The following is a 19,237-nucleotide window of genomic DNA, read 5'->3' as shown; positions in this document are numbered from 1 at the left end:
CCTCAGCCCTCCCGTGCGTTTTCGATCAACCGGCGGCGGTCGTGTCGCCGCGCTTCTGGTTCATGCTGGCCCGGATCTCGTCGAGCCGCGCCACGCTGGCCGGGTCGGCCGCGGGCGTGGCGTTCGGAGCGGCCGCGCCGTTCTGGCCGACGGCCGGCTGCGCCGCGGCGCCGCCGAGCTTCTCGCCCGCCATGCTCGCCCGGATCTGCTCCAGACGGGACGATCCGGCCAGGTCCAGACTGGACTTCTGCACCTCGAGGATGCGGCCCTCGACCGAGTTGGACGCCAGCTCGGCGCGGCCCATCGCGTTCGCGTAACGCTGCTCGATCTTGTCGCGCACCTGGTCGAGCGACGGGGTGTTGCCCGGCGCCGCGAGCTGCGACATCGACTCGAGCGATTTCGCCACGGTCTCCTGCATCTTGGCCTGCTCGAGCTGGCTCAGCAGGCGGGAGCGCTCGGCGATGCGCTGCTGGAGCACCATCGCGTTGTTCTCCACCGCCTTGCGGGCCTGCCCGGCCGCCGCGAGAGCCTGGTCGTGCAGGGTCTTGAGGTCTTCCATCGCCTGCTCGCCGGAGACCAGCTGGGTCGCCAGCGTCTGCGCGGTCGCCTCGTATTTCTGGGCCTCTGCCTCGTCGCCGCCGGCCCGGGCACGATCGGCCAGCACGAGGGCCTGACGGGCCATCCCCTGCAGCTTCTCGACCTCGGACATCTGCCGGGACAGCTTCATCTCGAGCTGCCGCTGGTTGCCGATGACGGCTGCGGCCTGCTGCACGAGCGCCTGGTGCTGTCGCTGGGCGTCCTCGATGGCCTGCTGGATCTGGACCTTCGGGTCGGCGTACTCGTCGATTTTCGCGCCGAAGAGCGCCATCACGTAATGCCAGCCCTTGACGAACGGATTCGCCATCTCGTGGTGTCCCCTCAAATGTCGCTCCGCCGGTGGCGCCGCTGAAGAATTCTCAGTGGCGCGAAACCCATCGTGTCAGCCCGACGCCAGTGACGTCACGTGACCTACGGGGGATCTCAGGGTCTTCCCCCGCTTCGAGGCTACGCTCCCCCGAGGCCTGACGGCACGTGGCGAAGACACAGAAACGCACCGGGACGAGGCCCGGTGCGTCCCATGGAAGTGATCATGCAGCGTAGACGACGTCCCGCTTCTTGCGAGTCGCGTGCAGCGTCGCTTTCAGCGGGGAGTCCTGGCGGACCGAGACCGAGACGTTCCCGTCGGTGGCCTTGTCGTCGACCGGGACGAGCACACCCTCCATGCTCTCCGCGACGGCCAGGGTGTTGCTGACCTCACTGAGCAACTCGGAGAGGCGGGCGCCGAGCGCGTCGCAGATGGCAGCGAGCAGCTCGCTGGACGCCTCTTTCTGACCGCGCTCGATCTCGGACAGGTAACCCAGGCTCACGTTCGCCGCCGTCGACACCTCGCGCAGCGTGCGGTGCTGTCCCTGCCGGCGCGCCCGAAGTGCGTCGCCGATAACGCGGCGTAGCAGGACCATGGCACCTCCTCCTGCGGGCGGGGCCGCCGGCATACGCCGGAGGCTTCCCGCAACCGTACCTGGCCCGAGCCATGCCGACATCCCGCCCCGCCGAATTCCCATCACCCATGGCCGGCGGCCTATCCGGATAACGATCATGGAACGGGATGAATTCCCAGTTCAGACCGGCGCCGGTGCGGAGCGGAGAAGCTCGGTGAGCAATTGCAGGACGGCCGTCACACTTTCGGTGCGGACGGCCGTCCGGTTGCCGTCCAGCCACAGCTCGCGCACCTCCACGCCGTGCGGCCCGGCGACCGCGACGTAGACGAGCCCGACCGGCTTGCCGTCCTGCGGCTCGGGGCCCGCGACGCCGGTGGTGGCCAGGCCCCAGTCGGCGCCGCAGCGCTCGCGCGCGCCGGCCGCGAGCGCGGCGGCCACGTCCCGGTCCACCGGGCCCCGCTCCTGGAGAAGACCTTCGGGTACGCCGGCGAGCCGCGCCTTCAGCTCGGTGGCGTAGACGACCATCCCGCCGCGGTAGACGGCGCTCACGCCGGCGATCTCCACGATGGTCGCGGCCACCAGGCCGCCGGTCAGCGACTCCGCGGTCGCCATCGTCTCGTGCCGTTCCACGAGCTGATGCACGGCCGCGGCTGCGGCCACCGACATCTCCACGGACAACTCCTACTTCCGCGCGCCCGCCCTCAGGCGCAGCGCCTCGACCAGGTAGGCCACGCCGGTCACCACCGTGACGACCAGCGCGGCGCCCATCAGGAGTACCCCGATCCACTGCGCTGATTCCGGCACCGGCCACAGGTACCAGGCGATCGCCACGATCTGCAGGCCGGTCTTCAGCTTGCCACCCCGGGAGGCCGGGATGATGCCGTACCGGATGACCCAGAACCGCAGGGCCGTCACGCCCCACTCGCGCACCAGGATGGCGATCGTGACCCACCAGGGCAGCTGGTCGTATGCCGAGAGCAGCACCAGAGCCGTACCGGTGAGCGCCTTGTCGGCGATCGGGTCGGCCACCTTGCCGAAGGAGGTGACGAGCGACCACCGCCGGGCGATCCAGCCGTCCACGAAATCGGTCGCCGAGGCCACGCAGAACGCCAGACAGGCCGCGATCCGCCAGTCCGGGTCGGTCATCTCGGAGGCGATGACCAGAGCCATGAAGACGGGTACGAGCACGATCCGGACCACTGTCAACGCGTTCGCGGCGTTGTAGAGCGACACCACGCGCGGCGCGGGCACCGGAGCAGGCTCGTTGGTCACCGCGCCACCGGTGCTGCCGAGATCATCTCCACCGGCACCGCGATCAGGTCGACGCCCTCGGTGCCGGTCACGGTGGCCCGGACCAGGTCGCCGGGGCGCAGGGCGGAGAGGTCGACGCCGCTCTCTCCCGCGACGAGCAGGGTGGAGCCGTCGACCTCGGGGGCCTGGTGCTCGGCGCGGCCCTCGACCTCGCCGTCCTCGATGGTGTCGACGAGCACCTCGACGGTGCTGCCCATCCGCTCCTCGGCGCGCTGCGCGCAGAGCTCCTCGACCAGCGAGGTGATCCGGTCGTAGCGCTTCTGGACGGTCGCCTCGCTGACCTTGCCGGTCATCCCGGCGGCCTCGGTGCCGTCCTCGTCGCTGTAGTCGAAGATGCCGATGGCGTCGAGCCGGGCCTCGTTGAGGAAGCGGACGAGCTCCTCGTATTCCTGCTTGGTCTCGCCGGGGAAGCCGACGATGAAGTTGCTCCGGGCGCCGGCCTCCGGTGCCAGCTTCCGCGCCGACTCGAGCAGCTCGAGGAAGCGCTCGGTGGAGCCGAAACGGCGCATCCGGCGCAGCACGGACTCGCTGGAGTGCTGGAAGGAGAGGTCGTAGTAGGCGGCCACGCCCGGGGTCGTGGCGATCGCCTCGACCAGGCCGGGACGGGTCTCGGCGGGCTGGAGGTAGCTCGCCCGGACCCGGACGATGCCGTCCACCGCGGCCAGCTGCGGGAGCAGCTTCTCCAGCAGGCGCGGGTCGCCCAGGTCCTTCCCGTACGACGTGCTGTTCTCGCTGACCAGCACGAGCTCGCGAACGCCGGTCTTGGCCAGCCACTCCGCCTCGGCGAGCAGCTCCTGCGGGTCGCGGGAGACGAACGCGCCGCGGAACGCCGGGATGGCGCAGAACGCGCAGCGGCGGTCGCAGCCGCTCGCCAGCTTGAGCGACGCGACCGGGCCGGTGTCGAGCCGGCGGCGCAGCACGGTGCGCAGGTGGGCCGGGGTGTGCTCGTCGACGGTGGCGTGGCCGGGGACGACGACCTTGGCCGTATGCCGCTGCACCGGGGTGATCGGGAGCAGCTCGCGGCGGTCCCGCGGGGTGTGCGCGTCGAGGCTCTCGCCGCGGAGCACCGCGTCGAGCCGGTCGGTGATGTCGGTGTAGTCGTCGAAGCCGAGCACCGCGTTCGCCTCGGGGAGGTTGTCGGCGAGCTCCTTGCCGTACCGCTCGGCCATGCAGCCGGCGGCCACCACCTTGGCGCCGGTGTCGGCGGCCGCGAGCAGCGTGTCGATCGAGTCCTGCTTCGCCTTCTCGACGAAACCGCAGGTGTTCACGACGACCACGTCGGCGCCCTCGGCGTCGGTGCCCACCTCCCAGCCACCGGCGTCGAGACGGGCGGCGAGCTCCTCCGAGTCGACCTCGTTACGGGCACAGCCCAGGGTCAGGAGAGCGACGCGGCGAGAGGAAGGGGTTGCAGACACCCCGTAAGGTTACCGGGCCTCGGGGGTGGCGAGTTCGTCCGCTCGGCCGGTAACCCCGCGCGGCACGGACAGGTGAGACCTGGATCTCGGCGGGCGACGCCGATCCGGTCACACCGGTATCTTCCGTCCAACTGTGTGGATCGCGCTGACGGGGAGCGACGTTGGACGGGGACCGTAAACCTGAGCTGCTGCTGTCCGCCGCGCTGGTCGCGGTGGCCGTGGCGGTCCGCCTCCTCGGTTTCGGGCTGGAGACCTTCGACTGGAAGTGGTACCTCGGGCCGTGGACCCGCTTCATCGCCGAGAACGGCGGTTTCGCGGCCCTGAAGTTCCCGTTCGCCGACTACAACGTCCCGTACCTCTACCTGCTGACCGGTTTCACCTGGCTGGGACAGCACACCCCGTACGAGGTGCTGGTCTGGATCAAGCTGGGCTCGGTCGTCTTCGACGTGGTGCTGGCCTTCTACGCCGCCCGGATCGTCGCCCTGCGCGGCACCGGGTGGCGGATGCCGCTGCTCGCCGGTCTCACCGTGCTCCTGCTGCCGACGGTCGTGCTGAACGGCGCGTACTGGGGGCAGTGCGACACCATCTACAGCGCCTTCACCGTGGCCGGGCTCTACTACCTGCTGCGCGGGAAGCCGTGGCTCGGCACGGCGCTGATCGGGGTGGCGTTCGCGTTCAAGCTCCAGGCGATCTTCGTCTTCCCGGTGCTCGCCGCCCTGCTGCTGACCCGGCGCCTGCCGTGGCGCTGCCTCGTCACGATCCCGATCGTCTACGTGCTCCTCGCGATCCCCGCCTGGCGGGCCGGTCGGCCGTTCGGCGACCTGATGACCATCTACGTGAGCCAGACCGGGAAGTTCCCGCAGCTCACCTACGCCGCACCGACCGTCTACGCGTTCCTGCGCCCGGTCGAGGAGTACCTCGACCTGGTCCGCACGGCGGGCGTGCTCTTCGCGGTGGCCGCGGTCCTCGCCTTCATCTTCCTGATCGTGGCCCGGCGGGTGGAGCTCGACACCCGGCACATCGTGATCCTCTCGGCCGCGTCCGCGCTGCTGGTGCCGTTCCTGCTGCCCGGCATGCACGAGCGGTACTTCATGCTGGCCGAGGTGCTGACCGTGGTGGCCGCGTTCTGGGCGCCCCGCCGGCTCTGGTTCGTGCCGCTGCTCGTCCAGGCCGCGTCGATCATCACGTACGAGACCTACCTGGTGCAGGCCAAGCCGGCGCCCGTCGACCTGCGCATCCTGACGCTGCTGGTGTTCGCGGCGCTCGCCACCACGATGGGCCAGCTCTTCCGCCGCCCTCTAGCGCCAACACCGGTTGGCAATACGATTGCGGCGTGACGACCCCCGAAGACCTCACGGCCATCGCCGCTCTCACCGATCAGGTACGCCGTAACGCGTACCGGGCGGTCGCCGAGGCGAGGCCGGCCCCGATCGGACGGGACGAGGTGGCCGGCGCGCTCGGCATCGGGCGCAGCCTCGCCGCGTTCCACCTGGACAAACTCGTCGACGCGGGACTGCTCGAGGTCTCGTACGCTCGCCGCAGTGGCCGGACCGGCCCGGGCGCCGGACGTCCCGCCAAGCTGTACCACCTCTCCGCGGCGGAGCACGCGGTCAGCGTGCCGCCGCGCTCCTACCGCACGGCGGCCTCCCTGCTGGCCGAGGCCCTGGACCGGATCGGCGGGGACGAGGCCGTCGAGAAGGTGGCCCGGGAGCACGGGCGCCGGGCCGGGCTCGCGGCGCTCGACTCCTACGAGCCGGACTACGCGGACGAGCGGGTCGTCCTCCGGAACTGTCCGTTCCACCAGCTCGCCGAGCAGTTCCCGCCGCTCATCTGCGGAATGAACCTCGCCCTGGTCAGCGGCCTGGTCGAGGGCAGCGAATGGGAGGCCCGGATGGACGCCGCCCCGGGCCGCTGCTGCGTGATCCTTTCTAAAAAACAATCTGATTGACTTTAGAGCGGCCGGCTGGTGAGCTGAACGGCATGACCGACTTCCACCTGGCCCAGATCAACACGGCCCGCCTCCGAGCCCCGCTGGAAGACCCGTCGATGGCCGAGTTCGTCGCCGGCCTGCACCTCATGAACGCCCTGGCCGACCGCTCCCCCGGCTTCGTCTGGCGGCTGCAGGGCGAGAACGGCGACGGCACCATCGCGGCCCCCGCCGACCCGATGCGGATCTACACGCTCTCGGTCTGGGAGTCGGTCGAGCACCTGAGGGCGTACGCGTACCAGAGCGAGCACCTCGACTACCTGCGCCGGCGCCGCGAGTGGTTCGTCCCGCACGGCAACGAGGCCGCGCTGGTGCTGTGGTGGATCCCGGCCGGGACCACCCCGACCCTGCGTCAGGGGATCTCCCGGCTCGGCCGGCTCGCCGGGCAGGGACCGACCCCCGACGCGTTCACCTTCCGGGAGACCTTCCCTAGTCCACGCGCAGAGCGGCGAGAGTCTCCTCTAGTTCATCCGGCTTGATCAGCACGTCCCGGGCCTTCGAGCCCTCGGACGGGCCGACGATCCCGCGGGTCTCCATCAGGTCCATGAGCCGGCCCGCCTTGGCGAAGCCGACGCGCAGCTTGCGCTGAAGCATCGAGGTCGAGCCGAACTGACTGGTCACCACGAGCTCGATCGCCTGGATCAGGAGCTGGAGATCGTCGCCGATCTCCTCGTCGATCTCCTTCTTCTTGCTCGGCGGCGCGTCCGTGACACCCTCGGCGAACTCCGGCTCGCGCTGGTCCTTGCAGAACTTGACGACCGAGTGGATCTCCTTCTCGTCCACCCACGCGCCCTGGATCCGGACCGGCTTGGACGCGCCCATCGGCAGGAAGAGACCGTCACCGCGGCCGAGCAGCTTCTCGGCGCCCGGCTGGTCGAGGATGACCCGCGAGTCGGCGAGGCTGGACGTCGCGAACGCCAGCCGGGACGGCACGTTCGCCTTGATCAGGCCGGTGACCACGTCGACCGACGGGCGCTGGGTGGCGAGCACCAGGTGGATGCCGGCGGCCCGGGCCAGCTGGGTGATCCGGACGACCGAGTCCTCCACGTCGCGCGGCGCGACCATCATGAGGTCGGCGAGCTCGTCGATGATCACCAGAAGGTACGGGTAGGGCTTCATCTCCCGCTCGACGCCCGGCGGCGCCGTGATCTCGCCACTGCGGACCTTGCGGTTGAAGTCGTCGATGTGCCGGACGCCGTTGGCGGCGAGGTCGTCGTACCGCTTGTCCATCTCGGCGACCACCCATTCCAGGGCGTCGGCGGCCTTCTTCGGGTTCGTGATGATGGGCGTGACGAGATGCGGGATGCCCTCGTACGCCGTGAGCTCGACGCGTTTCGGGTCGACCAGGAGCAGCCGCACCTCGTCCGGCGTGGACCTGGTCAGCAGGCTCACCAGCAGCGAGTTGAGGCAGCTCGACTTGCCCGCGCCGGTGGCGCCGGCGATCAGGATGTGCGGCATCTTCGCGAGGTTCGCGACGACGAACCCGCCCTCGATGTCCTTGCCGAGCGCCACGAGCATCGGGTGGTGGTCGGCGGCCGCCGCGCGGGAGCGCAGCACGTCGCCGAGCGACACGTTCTCCGGGTCGGTGTTCGGGATCTCCACGCCGACCGCGCTCTTGCCCGGGATCGGGCTGAGGATCCGCACGTCCGGGGACTTCACCGCGTACGCGATGTTGCGGGAGAGCTGGGTGATCCGCTCGACCTTGGTGCCCGGGCCGATCTCCACCTCGTAGCGGGTGACGGTCGGGCCGCGAGTGAAGCCGGTGACCACCGCGTCCACGTTGAACTGCTCGAAGACGCCGGTGAGCGCCGCCATGATCTCGTCGTTGGCGCGGCTGCGGGCCTTCGGCGGGGCGCCGGTGGCGAGGATGTTCGCCGGGGGCAGGCGGTAGTCGCCCTTGACCGCCGAGATCTCCAGCTGCTCGGCCCGGGTCGGCGGCATCGGCGAGTGCTCGGGGGCCGGCTTCTTCCGGCCGCCCGGCGTCCGCGGCAGCGGCACCGTGTCGTGCAGGATCAGCTCTTCGTCGAAGTCGTCGTCGGGCTCCGCGGGCACCGGCGCGGGCTCGGGCTCGGCCAGTGCCGCCTGACGCCGCCGGGGCGACGGCTTGCGCTTCGGCGCGGGCGGCTCGTCCTCCTCCTCGTACTCCTCCAGGACGGGCGCCGGCCGATGCGGCGCGGCCCGCCCACTCACCAGCTCGACCAGCTGCACCATCCGTTCGGGGATGCGCGCGATCGGCGTCGAGGTGATCACCAGGAAGCCGAAGACGAAGAGCAGGACCAGCAAGGGTACGGCGACCCAGGCCGTCACCGCCCGCTCGAGAAGGCCCCCGATGCCGTAGCCGAGCAGGCCGCCGGCCTGGTCGACGGCGAGGTCGTCGGCCGGGCGGCCGGAGACGTGCATGAGCGACGCGGTGGAGATGATGATCGCCGTCCAGCCGACCAGGGTGCGCCCCCGGTGGTCGGGATCGGCGGGCTCGCGCATGAGCCGCACCGCGCCGTAGAAGAGCAGCAGCGGGAAGAGCGCCGCGAGACTGCCGAGGAAGAGCCGGATCGTGTCGGCCAGCCAGACGCCGACCGGCCCGCCGCTGTTCGCCCAGATCGCCACCGAGACCAGGATCGCGAAGCCGAGCAGCAGCAGCCCGGCGCCGTCCCGGCGGTGCTCCGGGTCGATGTTGCGCGCCGTCGCGGCCTGCCGGCCCACCCCGCGGAACACCCAGCCGACGCTGTGCGCCATGCCCATCCAGAGCGCGCCGGCGCCGCGGCCCAGCCCGGAGGCGAGCGTGGAGCCGGCCGTGGACCGGCGGGCGACCGGGCGCTTGCGCGCCGCCGCCGTCTTGCGCGTGGTGCCGGTGCGTGCGGCCGGCTTGCGCGCGGCCGGTTGACGGGCACGGTTGGTAGCGGCGCCGCGCGGCGTGGACGCGGCGCGACCCCGGCTCGCCGGAGGAGTACGGCCCGCCATGGATGTCACCGTAGCCCGCGAAGGCCATCGTGCCGAGAAGGCGCACCGTGACACCTTCTCGCTTTCGGCACGAATAACATCAAGTGGTGCAGTCTCTCGATAACGACATGATCAAAGCGGCGCTCGACGCGCGCGGCTTCGCATACTTCGTCGATGCCGACGGGGACATCGCCGGCAACTTCCAGGGCAACCTCATCTACTTCTTCCGCCTCGGCGAACGCAAGGAGATGCTGCAGATCCGGGCCATGATGCAGCACGTCTTCACGGTCGAGGACGTGCCGAAGCTCTACGAGTTCTGCAACGCGTGGAACCGCGACCAGCTGTGGCCCAAGTCATACGTCCAGGTCACCGACGACGGCCAGGCGATCGTGGTGGGCGAGGTGTCCAGCGACTGGGAGCGCGGCGTCACGCCGGAGCAGCTCGACCAGGTCCTGCTCTGCGGCATCGCGACCGGGTGCCGGATGGGCGAGTCGCTGGGCGAGCTGAAGAACTCCCTCACATAGGAGGATCGGGGCCTCCGCGTGGGCGGAGACCCCGATTCCCGGGCGCCTGGCCGGGTGAAGGCGCTCGTCTCGGTCAGCTGACGTTGAATCCCAGGGAGTACGCGCCGGTGCCGCTCGACGACACGACGACGTAGCGGTAGGTGCCGGAACGGCCGGTGAAGCTCAGCGTCCCGTCGTCCTCGCCGCGGGCCACCGTGCGGAACTGGCCGCGGTTGTTCTGCCGCTGCAGGACCAGGTCGAAGTCGGCGCCGTCCGGCGCGTCCAGGCAGGCGGTGTGCGTGCCGGCCCGGGCCCGGTAGGCCCCGCCGTCCGGCTGCACCTGCGCGTTGCCGGCCCGGGTGATCTCACCCTCGCGCTGCACCGGGAGCGCGTCGCAGGCCGACGCGGTGCCCTCCTCGGCCGGGGGCGCCTCCTCCTCGGCGGGCGGTGCCGCCGCCTCACCGGTGGTCACCAGCGTCAGGTTGTCGGCGGCCAGGATCTCGTTGAGCGGCTGGAAGAACGTCTCGCCGCCCGCCGTGCAGTCGCCCGAGCCACCCGAGGTCACGCCCTGGGCCTGGTCGCCGGAGAGCCAGGGCCCGCCGGAGTCGCCGCCCTCGGCGCAGACGTCGGTGCGGGTCAGGCCGGTGACCGTGCCCTCCGGGTAGCGGACCGTCTGGTTCTTCGCGAGGATCGTGCCGCAGAACGTGCCGGTGGTCGAGCCCGAGCGGCAGACCGCCGCGCCGACCGGGGCCTCGGTGTTGCCGGCGACCGGCAGCTCGTTGCCGTTGAAGTCGTTGACGACCGGGCGCGGGGTCCAGTCGCCGTTCACCGCGACGAAGCCCATGTCGGCCTCGCCCGGGAAGACCGAGGACTCGACGGTGCCCTGCGCCTCGTTGTTGAAGCCGGTGGTCCGCGTGCCCGCCTCGCCGCAGTGGCCGGCGGTCACGAAGCCGCCCTCCACCGAGAAGCCGATCGAGCAGCGGGCCTGCCCGCCACCGATCGCGATGAAGTACGGGTCGGCGCCGCGGACGTCGAACAGCGGCTTCGGCTGCGCCTTGCTGATCTTCACGGTGACCGCGGAGGCCGGCACGCCCGCCTCGGCGGCCAGCTTCTGCGCCTCCGGCTTCGCCCCCGGCTTCGCCACCACGACGACCTTGTTGCCGGCGACGTCGACGTACCAGCCGGTCACGCCGTCGACATCGGCCGCCGCGTCGACCAGCCTGGTCTTCACGTCGTCGAGGTAGGCCTCGCTCCGCTTCACCACCACCGGCACGGCGCCGGCCTTCTTCACCAGGGCCGCCGCGCCGGAGTCGGTGACCGCGACCTTCAGCGTGGTGCCGTCCTCGGCCAGCCAGGCGCCGCCGAAGTCCTCACCGGTCTGCGCGGCCAGGGTCGCCGAGACACCGCCGGCCCACTCGGACCGGGCGAGCCGGGTACGCGCCTGGTCGCCGTCGAGGCCCAGGTCACGCTTCATCGCCGCGAGCAACTGCGGGGAGACACCCCCGCTCGTCACCGACGGCGACCCGTCCGGCTCGTTGGTGCCGGCCAGCGACGGCAGTGTGAAGGCCACGGCCGCCCCGGCCGCCACCACTACCGCCGCCGCCACGGCGATCGGTCTGCGCTGCATCTGGAGAACTCCCTCCGCCACGGGTGCCGTGGGGGCGGCACCGGTGCCTGGGAGTACGCAACTCAGCCGAGAATGGTTGAAAAACCGGTCAGACTTCCACCACGGTCGGCACGATCATCGGCCGCCGGCGGTAGGCGTCGTTGACCCAGCGGCCCACCGTCCGGCGCACGACCTGCTGCAACTGGTGCGGGTCGGTGATGCCGTCCTCGGCCGACCGGTGCAGCGCCGCGGTGAGCAACGGGATCACCGGGTTGAACGCGTCCGGGTCCTCGGAGAAGCCCTTCGCCGAGACGCTCGGCTCGCCGACCACCTTGCCGGTCACCGAGTCGATCACCACGGTGGCCGCGATGAACCCGCCGTCGCCGAGGATCCGGCGCTCGGTGAGCAGCGACTCGCTCACGTCGCCGACCGCGAGGCCGTCGACGTAGACGTACCGGCTCTTCACCCGGCCGACCACGCGGGCGTGGCCCTCGACCAGATCCACCACGTCGCCGTCCTCGCAGAGCACCACGCGGTCCGGCGCGACGCCGGTCTCGATGCCGAGCTGGGCGTGCGCCCGCAGGTGCCGCCACTCGCCGTGCACCGGCATGAGGTTGCTCGGCCGCACCACGTTGAGCAGGTAGCGCAGCTCCCCTGCCGGCGCGTGACCGGAGACGTGCACCTTCGCGGTCTCCTTGTGGACCACGGTGGCGCCGGCCCGGGACAGCTGGTTGATCACCCGGTAGACCGAGGTCTCGTTGCCGGGCACCAGCGAGCTGGCCAGCACCACGGTGTCGCCGGAGTGGATCGTGATGTGCCGGTGGTCGCCGGTGGACATCCGGCCCAGGGCGCTCATCGGCTCGCCCTGCGAACCCGTCGACATGAAGACGATCTCGTCGGGCGGCAGGTGGGTCGCCTCGTCCAGGCCGACCAGCAGGCCGTCCGGGATGCGTAGCAGGCCGAGGTCACGGGCGATCCCCATGTTGCGAACCATGGAACGGCCGATCAGGGCGACCTTGCGGTCGTACTCCCAGGCCGCGTCCATGACCTGCTGGACCCGGTGCACGTGGGAGGCGAAGCTGGCCACGATGATCCGGCCGCGCGCCTTGCCGAAGATCGAGCTGAGCACCGCGCCGATCTCCCGCTCCGGCGTCACGAAGCCCGGCACCTCGGCGTTCGTCGAGTCGGAGAGCAGCAGGTCGACGCCCTCGGCGCCGAGCCGCGCGAAACCGGCCAGGTCGGTGATCCGGCCGTCCAGCGGCACCTGGTCCATCTTGAAGTCGCCGGTGTGCAGCACCAGGCCGGCCGGGGTGCGCACGGCGACCGCCAGCGCGTCCGGGATCGAGTGATTCACCGCGAAGAACTCGCACTCGAACGGGCCCAGCCGCTCCCGGCCGCCCTCGCGGACGGTCAGGGTGTACGGATCCAGCCGGCGCTCGGCCAGCTTCGCCTCGATCAGGGCGAGCGTGAACTCCGACCCGACCAGGGGGATGTCCGGCTTGTGGGCGAGAAGGTACGGCACCGCGCCGATGTGGTCCTCGTGCCCGTGGGTCAGCACGATCGCCTGGATGTCCTCGAGCCGGTCGAGGATGGGTGCGAAGTCGGGCAGGATCAAGTCGACGCCCGGTTGCTCGACGTCGGGGAACAGCACCCCGCAGTCGACGACCAGCAGCTTGCCGTCGTACTCGAAGACCGTCATGTTGCGGCCGATGGCGCCGAGCCCACCGAGCGGGACGACGCGCAGGGCGCCCTCCGGCAGCGGCGGTGGCGGACCCAGCTCCACGTGAGCTTGACTCATTCGCCTCTTCCTGTCAGAGCACGATGCCGGCTGCGGCGGCGTCCTTGCGCAGTTGGTTCAGTTCGTCCTCGCCGGCGTCGACCAGCGGGGACCGGACCGGTCCCGCAGGCAGCCCGGAAGCGTTGAGACCCGCCTTGACCAGCATGGTCCCCGGCGAGCGGAAGATGCCGGTGAACAGCGGCAGAGCCTGCCGGTGCCGGGCCAGCGCGGTGGCGGTGTCGCCGGCCTCGTAGGCCTCGATCATCTCCTTGGCGAGCGCACCGGTGAAGTGCGTCGACGTGCCGACCAGGCCGACACCGCCGATGGCGAGCAGCGGCAGGGTGGCCGCGTCGTCGCCGGAGTAGTAGGCGAGATCGGTGCGGGCCAGGACCCACGAGGAGGCGATCAGGTCGCCCTTCGCGTCCTTCACCCCGACGATCCGCTCGTGCTCGGCGATCCGCACCATCGTCTCGGTGGCGATCGCCGTGCCGGCCCGGTGCGGGATGTCATAGACCATGATCGGCAGCCCGCTGGCGTCGGCGACGGCGCGGAAGTGGCGCTCGACACCGGCCTGCGGCGGCTTGTTGTAGTACGGCGTGACGACCAGCAGGCCGTGCGCGCCCGCCTTCTCGGCGGCGTGGGCCAGCTCGATGGTGTGCGCCGTGTTGTTGGTGCCCACACCCGCGATCACCGTGGCCCGGTCACCGACGGCGTCGACCACGGCGCGGAGCAGCGCGTCCTTCTCGGCGTCGGTCGTGGTCGGCGACTCCCCGGTGGTTCCGCTGATCACGAGAGCGTCGTTGCGCTGCTCGTCGACGAGGTGGGCGGCCAGGCGGGCCGCTCCCTCGAGGTCCAGGGATCCGTCCGGGGTGAACGGGGTCACCATGGCGGTCAGCAGCCGTCCGAAGGGCCGCGGGTCGTGCGTCATACCTGACAACCTATCGGACGCTCCGGTCACACGTAGAAAGCGGTGAACGGGGCCCAGGGGAGGTTACGCAGGATGCTCCAGACAGCCCAGACCGCCATGAATGTGATCATGGCGGCCGGACTGATCGACAACTGCGGGATCCGCCACCGGAACAGCTTCCGCCCGGCCCAGGCCACGTACAGGTAGATCAGGAACGGCACGGCGAAGACGAAGAGCGCGTGGTGACGGGCCGCGGCCGGGAGATCGCCGTGGAGCAGGTACCACGCGGCACGGGTCCCGCCGCAGCCCGGGCAGACGAAGCCGGTCGTGTATTTCAGCAGGCACGTCGGCTCGGCGCCGGCCTCGGCCGCGACCGGGTCGGTGACCAGGGTGTATCCGGCGGCCGCGCCCATGCAGGCGAGCAGGGCGACCGGGGCGAGCCAGATCGGCGACCGGGCCGCGACCCGCTCGACGAACCGGGTGATCCGGTCCTGCTGGGGCGGCGGATAGGCGTAGGCCACCCACTCGGGCGGCACCGGCGGCCCCTGCACGGGCTGGTCGGCCAGCCAGGGGGGCAGGCCGGTCGTGCTGCTCATGGCCGTCACGGTACACCCGCGGCGCCCGCCCCCGGCAGCGCCGCGAAACCGCCCGCGACCGGGCTCCCCGCGGCCCGGTCACCCCGCGCCGCGACCGGGCTCCCCGCGGCCCGGTCACCCCGCGCCGCGGCCGGGCTCCCCGCGGCCTGGTCGCCCTGCGCCGGTGCGGCGTCCTTCAGGGCTCTCGCGAGGGGCTCGGCGAGGTCTCCCCGCTCCGGCGTCGCGATGGTGGTGAGGCCCAGCCAGCCGGCCAGCCGGGCGAGCTCCGCCGCGAGCGCCGTGGCGGTCTCCTCGGGGTCGGCGCCGGGCTCCCGCCAGACGGCCGGGATCTGCAGCTCGCCGGTCCGCCGCTCGGCCTTCAGGTCGACCCGGGCGGCGAACCTGTCGCCGAGCAGGAACGGGAGCACGTAGTACCCGTACACCCGCTGGGGTTTAGGGACGTAGATCTCGATCCGATAGGTCATGCCGAACAGCCGCTCGGTCCGCCCCCGCTCCCAGATGAGCGGATCGAAGGGGCTGACCAGCGTCTGCGCCCGGACCCAGCGCGGCAGGCGGGCGTCGCGGTGGAGGTAGGCCTGCTGCTTCCAGCCGGCGACCGTGACCGGCCGGAGCACACCCTCCTCCACGAGCTCGGCGATCGCCGGCCTGGTCGCCTGGGCGGGCAGGCGGAAGTAGTCACGCAGCTCCGGCTCGGCGGCGACCCCCAGCGTGCGGGCGGAGAGCTCGACGAGGTGCCGGAAGGCCGCGTCCGGCGCCGGGGTCGGCGCCTCCAGAACGGCCCGGGGCAGCACCCGCTCGGTCAGGTCGTAGCGCCGGGCGAACGAGGTGGTGCGCTCGGCCGCGGTGACCTGGCCGGTGTAGAAGAGCCACTCCAGGGCCTGTTTCACCACCGACCAGTTCCACCCCCAGTGGTCCTTGGTGCGGGGAGCGTCGTGCTCGATCTCGGCGGCCGTGATCGGGCCGTTGGCGCGCACCTCGGCGAGCACCCAGGCCACGAGATCGGGCTGCTCGGCCACGATCCGGCGCATGTTGCCCCAGGCGAGCTCGCCGGCCCGGGCCATCCGCCAGCGGAAGAAGGGCTGAAGATCCGTACGGATCAAGGAGGCCTCGTGGCCCCAGAACTCGAACAGCTCCCGGGGACGCCGATAGGCCGCCCGCTCCAGCAGGCCGGGCGGATAGGGGCCGAGACGGCTGTAGAGCGGCATGAAGTGGGCGCGCTGCAACACGTTCACCGAATCCATCTGGATCAGATGGAGGCGGCTCAGCACCCGGCGCAGGTGGCGCATGTCGGTGGCGCCGCCCGGTTTCGGGTCGGCGAAGCCCTGCGCGGCCAGGGTGATCCGGCGGGCCTGGGCGACGGTGAGCGAATCGGGGACAGCCACGTGAAGCAACTTAGGACAGGGGTGTGACAAAGTTGCGGCCATGGCTCTCGGCTTCGTCCGCCCCGCGCGTCCCGAGGACGCCCCGGAGATCGCGCGCATCCAGCTCTCCACCTGGCGCACCGCCTATCGGCGCATGTTCCCGGCGCACGTGCTGGCGAACCTGGACGAGGCGTACCTCGCCCGCGGCTGGACCGAGGCGATCACCGCTCCCCCGACACCGCGGCACCGGGTGCTGATCGCGGTGGAGCAGAGCGACACCGCCAAGAGCGTGGTCGGTTTCGCCGCCTCCGGCCCGGCCGACGAGCAGGCCCTCGCCCCTGAGGAGAAGCCGCTCCCGGACGGTGTCGCGGCCGTGACCGACCTCCTCATCGAGCCGCGCTGGGGCCGCCGCGGCCACGGCAGCCGCCTCCTCGCCGCCGCGGTCGACCACTGGCGCGAGGACCAGTTCCGGTCGGCGGTGGCGTGGGCCTACGAAGCCGACACGGCGATGCGCAAGTTCCTGGCGTCGACCGGATGGGAGCCGGACGGGGCGGGCCGGGCGCTCGATGTGGACGATCTCCTCGTGCCCCAGGTCCGTTTGCACGTATCGCTCGACGCCGGAGAATAGAGAAGTGACACCCACCTTCGTCTTCGACGGCGACTGCTCGTTCTGCTCCCTGTGCGCCGACTTCATCGAGCGCCGCATCCCCACCACCGCCACGGTGATCCCCTGGCAGTTCGCGGATCTCGCCGCCCTCGGCCTGACCGTGGAGCAGTGTGAGGCCGCGGTGCAGTGGGTGGGTGAGGACGGCGCGACGGCGGCCGGGCCGGACGCGATCGCCCTGCTGCTCAAGAACGCCGGCCGGTTCTGGTCGCTGCCCGGGGCGGCGCTCGCTCTGGGCCCGATCCGCGCCGCCGCGTGGCCGGCATACCAGTGGGTGGCCGACCACCGCCACCTGATGCCCGGCGGAACGGCCGCCTGCGCCGTCCGCCCCCGCCCCTGAGCTGGTGGGGCGGCGCTCAGGGCGAATCCCGGGCGGGGGTACGTGCGGCGCTCGGCCGTAGCGCCGGCTGCGGCCGGGACCGGGAGGGCGCCGGGCGGAGGTGGCCGCAGGTGTGGTGCGCCGCGAGTTCGACGGTTCGATGATTGTCGTACCCGACTGCCAGGATGCGGACATGGACGATGCGGTGACCGTGTCGAGGCAGGAGTTCGAGGCGGCGGAGGGTGGTTTCCTGCCGGGCTTGCGCGGTGCCGGCCTGGTCTGGGACCGGAGCGGCTGCGGGACCTCGCGGAAATGACTTCACACACGCGACACTAGGTCGTACTGTTCATCGCTCTTTTTCGTGATCTCAGCCAATGGATCGGGCGCACTTTTTCCAACGCCAGGAAGCTTGTCATCGCCACCAGGTGGGGCGCGAAGCTGATCGTGATGGTGGAGAACGTGATCACGTGGAAGGAGTAGAAGAAGGCGACCATCGCGTTGCGCCAGCGCTGCGGGATGATGAAGACCACGGGGCTGAGCAGCTCGAATGCGATGATGCCGAACTGGGCGAGGATCAGCAGGCCGGGGACCACGGCGATCGCGTCGGCCAGGTCGGTGCCGCGGCGGATGATGGCCTGGGCCAGCACCGAGCTGGTCAGCCAGTCGAGGCCGCCGAAACGCAGTTTCGCCAGGGCCGCCAGGAAATAGGTGCAGATCACTGCGATCTGGGTGACGCGCAGGGCCCAGCCGCCGGATTCGGTGCGCTCGGGATCGCCGTGTCTCGCCCGGCCCGCGGTGGGCAGGGCGGCCAGCGCCACCAGCAGGCCGATCCGGTCGTGGTCGACCTTGCCGTAGCTCATCGCGATGATCATCCACTCGAAGTAGAGCAGGAAGACCGTCCAGCCGAGGGCCCGTGGCGCGCGGCCGGTCGCGGCGGCCAGCGAGAGCGCCAGCAGCGTCCAGAAGATGCCCCAGACCAGCAGCGGGCCCGGCGTCGGCAGATGCAGCAGGCGCCCGATCAGCAGAGGTTCGTAGAGCTCGCCCGGGGTGTTCGCGTGCGAGCGCACCCAGGGCGTGAAAATCACAAGATCAAGAGCGACGAAGAGATAGACCAGCGTACGGAAGGCAGCGACGCGCCCTCTCGGGACGGGCTCGAAGAGCCAGCGCCTGATCATGGCCGCACCCAGTCCGCGACGACCTCGTCGGTGTAGGTGCCGGTCGGGCGGCTGTGCTTCACGAGATGCCAGCGGATCACGATCCGGACCTCGCGCAGGGCCGGCGCCGACGGCGTGTGCTCGGCGTACGCCTCGGCGATCCGGCTCAGCCGGGACGGGTCGGCCTCGTACGCGGCCTGCTGACCCTCGATCTCGGCCCGCCGGATGCCGCTGTTCGCCTCGGTGATCGGCACGACCGCCCCGGTCACGTCGACCCCCTCGACGCGGGTGTCCTTCGCCGCGCCGTTCGGGTCGGGGGCCGTCGAGTACATCCGGAAGGGGCCGAACGGGAAATCGTCGTCCTGACCCCAGAAGGTGCCGGCGAGCAGCAGCAGGAGCCCGGCGACGGTCGCCAGGACCCGGACCCGGCGCCCGGTCGTCGTCAACTCCGTCATGCCGGACGTCAGTCCAGCAGGGGATCGAGGCCGATCGTCAGGCCCGGACGCTGCCGCACCTGGCGGACCGCGAGCAGCACGCCCGGCATGAACGACGAGCGGTCCAGCGAGTCGTGGCGGATCGTCAGCGTCTCGCCGGCGGTGCCGAAGAGCACCTCCTGATGCGCCACGAGACCGGCCGCGCGGATCGAGTGCACACGCACGCCGTCGACGTCGGTGCCGCGGGCGCCGAGCTGCTCCTCCTTGGTGGCGTCCGGCATCGGCGGGCAGTTCGCCGCGGCGCGGGCCTCGGCGATCACCTTGGCGGTGTGCATCGAGGTGCCGCTCGGGGCGTCCAGCTTGCGCGGGTGGTGCTGCTCGATGATCTCGGCCGATTCGAAGTATCTGGCGGCGCGGGCCGCGAACTGCATCATCAGCACGGCGCCGATGCCGAAGTTCGGCGCGATCAGGACGCCGACGCCGGGCTTGCCGGCCAGCCAGCCGCGGACCTGCTCGAGCCGCTCCTCGGTGAAGCCGGACGTGCCGACCACCACGCTGATGTCCTGCTCGATCGCCCAGCGCAGGTTGTCCATCACCACGTCGGGGTTGGTGAAGTCGACCAGAACCTGCGCGCCCGTGTCGGAGGCGTGGAAGAGCAGGTCGCCCGAATCGATCATGGCGACCAGCTCGAGGTCGTCGGCGGCGTCGACCGCCTTGCAGACCTCGAGGCCCATGCGGCCCCGGGCACCGAGGACGCCGACACGGATGGGTTCAGGCACGTCTGTCAC

At 71.2% G+C, this 19,237-nt stretch carries 20 protein-coding genes and 1 pseudogene; 7 read left to right on the top strand and 14 right to left on the bottom strand.

Going from position 1 to position 19,237, the window contains the following annotated elements; translation table 11 throughout:
- Positions 1-25 precede the first annotated feature (25 nt).
- From AB0G10_RS03860 to rimO, 5 genes are all read right to left on the bottom strand, one after another.
- Entirely contained in the window at positions 26-904 is an 879-nt protein-coding gene (locus tag AB0G10_RS03860) for a PspA/IM30 family protein (protein ID WP_360916010.1), read from the bottom strand.
- Positions 905-1,127: 223 nt separating this feature from the next.
- Complete coding sequence (locus AB0G10_RS03855; RefSeq protein WP_360916007.1) at positions 1,128-1,499, bottom strand: helix-turn-helix transcriptional regulator; 372 nt, start codon at positions 1,497-1,499, stop codon at positions 1,128-1,130.
- Positions 1,500-1,658: 159 nt separating this feature from the next.
- The gene (locus AB0G10_RS03850; protein WP_360917948.1) at positions 1,659-2,144 is read right to left on the bottom strand and encodes a CinA family protein; all 486 of its coding nucleotides are present in this window, start codon (positions 2,142-2,144) and stop codon (positions 1,659-1,661) included.
- A 15-nt stretch (positions 2,145-2,159) separates the two neighbouring features.
- Positions 2,160-2,750 (bottom strand): CDP-diacylglycerol--glycerol-3-phosphate 3-phosphatidyltransferase, encoded by a 591-nt coding sequence (gene pgsA / locus AB0G10_RS03845; RefSeq protein ID WP_360916004.1) that lies wholly within the window; start codon positions 2,748-2,750, stop codon positions 2,160-2,162.
- Positions 2,747-4,204, bottom strand: a complete 1,458-nt coding sequence (rimO, locus tag AB0G10_RS03840; RefSeq protein ID WP_360916001.1) for a 30S ribosomal protein S12 methylthiotransferase RimO — start codon at positions 4,202-4,204, stop codon at positions 2,747-2,749. The genes pgsA and rimO overlap by 4 nt, the downstream gene beginning before the upstream one ends.
- Before the next feature lie 161 nt (positions 4,205-4,365).
- Between rimO and AB0G10_RS03835 the strand changes: the two genes are divergently transcribed.
- From AB0G10_RS03835 to AB0G10_RS03825, 3 genes are read left to right on the top strand one after another with little or no spacing between them, the layout of a single operon-like run.
- Positions 4,366-5,541 (top strand): hypothetical protein, encoded by a 1,176-nt coding sequence (locus AB0G10_RS03835; protein WP_360915998.1) that lies wholly within the window; start codon positions 4,366-4,368, stop codon positions 5,539-5,541.
- The gene (locus AB0G10_RS03830) at positions 5,538-6,152 is read left to right on the top strand and encodes a transcriptional regulator (RefSeq protein ID WP_360915995.1); all 615 of its coding nucleotides are present in this window, start codon (positions 5,538-5,540) and stop codon (positions 6,150-6,152) included. The genes AB0G10_RS03835 and AB0G10_RS03830 overlap by 4 nt, the downstream gene beginning before the upstream one ends.
- A gap of 32 nt (positions 6,153-6,184) precedes the next feature.
- Entirely contained in the window at positions 6,185-6,670 is a 486-nt protein-coding gene (locus AB0G10_RS03825) for a DUF3291 domain-containing protein (protein WP_360915992.1), read from the top strand.
- Here AB0G10_RS03825 and AB0G10_RS03820 read toward each other — a convergent pair.
- Positions 6,621-9,149, bottom strand: coding sequence for a DNA translocase FtsK (locus tag AB0G10_RS03820; RefSeq protein ID WP_360915989.1), 2,529 nt, complete (start codon positions 9,147-9,149; stop codon positions 6,621-6,623). The genes AB0G10_RS03825 and AB0G10_RS03820 overlap by 50 nt on opposite strands.
- Positions 9,150-9,235: 86 nt before the next feature.
- Here AB0G10_RS03820 and AB0G10_RS03815 point away from each other — a divergent pair, with 86 nt between their 5' ends.
- Complete coding sequence (locus AB0G10_RS03815) at positions 9,236-9,652, top strand: YbjN domain-containing protein (RefSeq protein WP_360915986.1); 417 nt, start codon at positions 9,236-9,238, stop codon at positions 9,650-9,652.
- 73 nt (positions 9,653-9,725) lie between these two features.
- Here the strand turns inward: AB0G10_RS03815 and AB0G10_RS03810 are convergent, their stop codons facing one another.
- The 5 genes and pseudogenes from AB0G10_RS03810 to AB0G10_RS03790 all read right to left on the bottom strand — a co-directional run.
- Complete coding sequence (locus tag AB0G10_RS03810) at positions 9,726-11,258, bottom strand: S1 family peptidase (protein ID WP_360915983.1); 1,533 nt, start codon at positions 11,256-11,258, stop codon at positions 9,726-9,728.
- 88 nt (positions 11,259-11,346) lie between these two features.
- On the bottom strand, positions 11,347-13,035 hold the full coding sequence (locus tag AB0G10_RS03805; protein WP_360915980.1) for a ribonuclease J: 1,689 nt from the start codon (positions 13,033-13,035) through the stop codon (positions 11,347-11,349).
- A gap of 13 nt (positions 13,036-13,048) precedes the next feature.
- The gene (gene dapA / locus AB0G10_RS03800) at positions 13,049-13,942 is read right to left on the bottom strand and encodes a 4-hydroxy-tetrahydrodipicolinate synthase (protein ID WP_360915977.1); all 894 of its coding nucleotides are present in this window, start codon (positions 13,940-13,942) and stop codon (positions 13,049-13,051) included.
- A gap of 26 nt (positions 13,943-13,968) precedes the next feature.
- On the bottom strand, positions 13,969-14,517 hold the full coding sequence (locus AB0G10_RS03795) for a DUF2752 domain-containing protein (protein WP_360915974.1): 549 nt from the start codon (positions 14,515-14,517) through the stop codon (positions 13,969-13,971).
- A 173-nt stretch (positions 14,518-14,690) separates the two neighbouring features.
- A pseudogene (locus tag AB0G10_RS03790) lies at positions 14,691-15,899 on the bottom strand (crosslink repair DNA glycosylase YcaQ family protein); the annotation flags it as partial.
- A 40-nt stretch (positions 15,900-15,939) separates the two neighbouring features.
- Between AB0G10_RS03790 and AB0G10_RS03785 the strand changes: the two are divergent.
- The 3 genes from AB0G10_RS03785 to AB0G10_RS03775 all read left to right on the top strand — a co-directional run bounded on the left by AB0G10_RS03785 (position 15,940) and on the right by AB0G10_RS03775 (position 17,177).
- Positions 15,940-16,506, top strand: a complete 567-nt coding sequence (locus AB0G10_RS03785; RefSeq protein ID WP_360915971.1) for a GNAT family N-acetyltransferase — start codon at positions 15,940-15,942, stop codon at positions 16,504-16,506.
- A 4-nt stretch (positions 16,507-16,510) separates the two neighbouring features.
- The gene (locus AB0G10_RS03780; RefSeq protein WP_360915968.1) at positions 16,511-16,882 is read left to right on the top strand and encodes a DCC1-like thiol-disulfide oxidoreductase family protein; all 372 of its coding nucleotides are present in this window, start codon (positions 16,511-16,513) and stop codon (positions 16,880-16,882) included.
- Positions 16,883-16,994: 112 nt separating this feature from the next.
- Positions 16,995-17,177 (top strand): hypothetical protein, encoded by a 183-nt coding sequence (locus AB0G10_RS03775; protein ID WP_360915965.1) that lies wholly within the window; start codon positions 16,995-16,997, stop codon positions 17,175-17,177.
- 16 nt (positions 17,178-17,193) lie between these two features.
- On the opposite strand, the gene AB0G10_RS03770 is transcribed toward AB0G10_RS03775, so the two are convergent.
- The 3 genes from AB0G10_RS03770 to dapB are packed head-to-tail and all read right to left on the bottom strand — an operon-like array spanning position 17,194 to position 19,237.
- Entirely contained in the window at positions 17,194-18,036 is an 843-nt protein-coding gene (locus AB0G10_RS03770) for an MFS transporter permease (RefSeq protein ID WP_360915961.1), read from the bottom strand.
- The gene (locus AB0G10_RS03765) at positions 18,033-18,470 is read right to left on the bottom strand and encodes a hypothetical protein (RefSeq protein ID WP_360915958.1); all 438 of its coding nucleotides are present in this window, start codon (positions 18,468-18,470) and stop codon (positions 18,033-18,035) included. The genes AB0G10_RS03770 and AB0G10_RS03765 overlap by 4 nt, the downstream gene beginning before the upstream one ends.
- An 8-nt stretch (positions 18,471-18,478) precedes the next feature.
- Complete coding sequence (dapB, locus tag AB0G10_RS03760; RefSeq protein ID WP_360915954.1) at positions 18,479-19,237, bottom strand: 4-hydroxy-tetrahydrodipicolinate reductase; 759 nt, start codon at positions 19,235-19,237, stop codon at positions 18,479-18,481.

The organism is Actinoplanes sp. NPDC023714 (assembly GCF_040639855.1).
Classification (GTDB): domain Bacteria; phylum Actinomycetota; class Actinomycetes; order Mycobacteriales; family Micromonosporaceae; genus Actinoplanes.
This window is presented reverse-complemented; position numbering and strand designations above follow the sequence as displayed.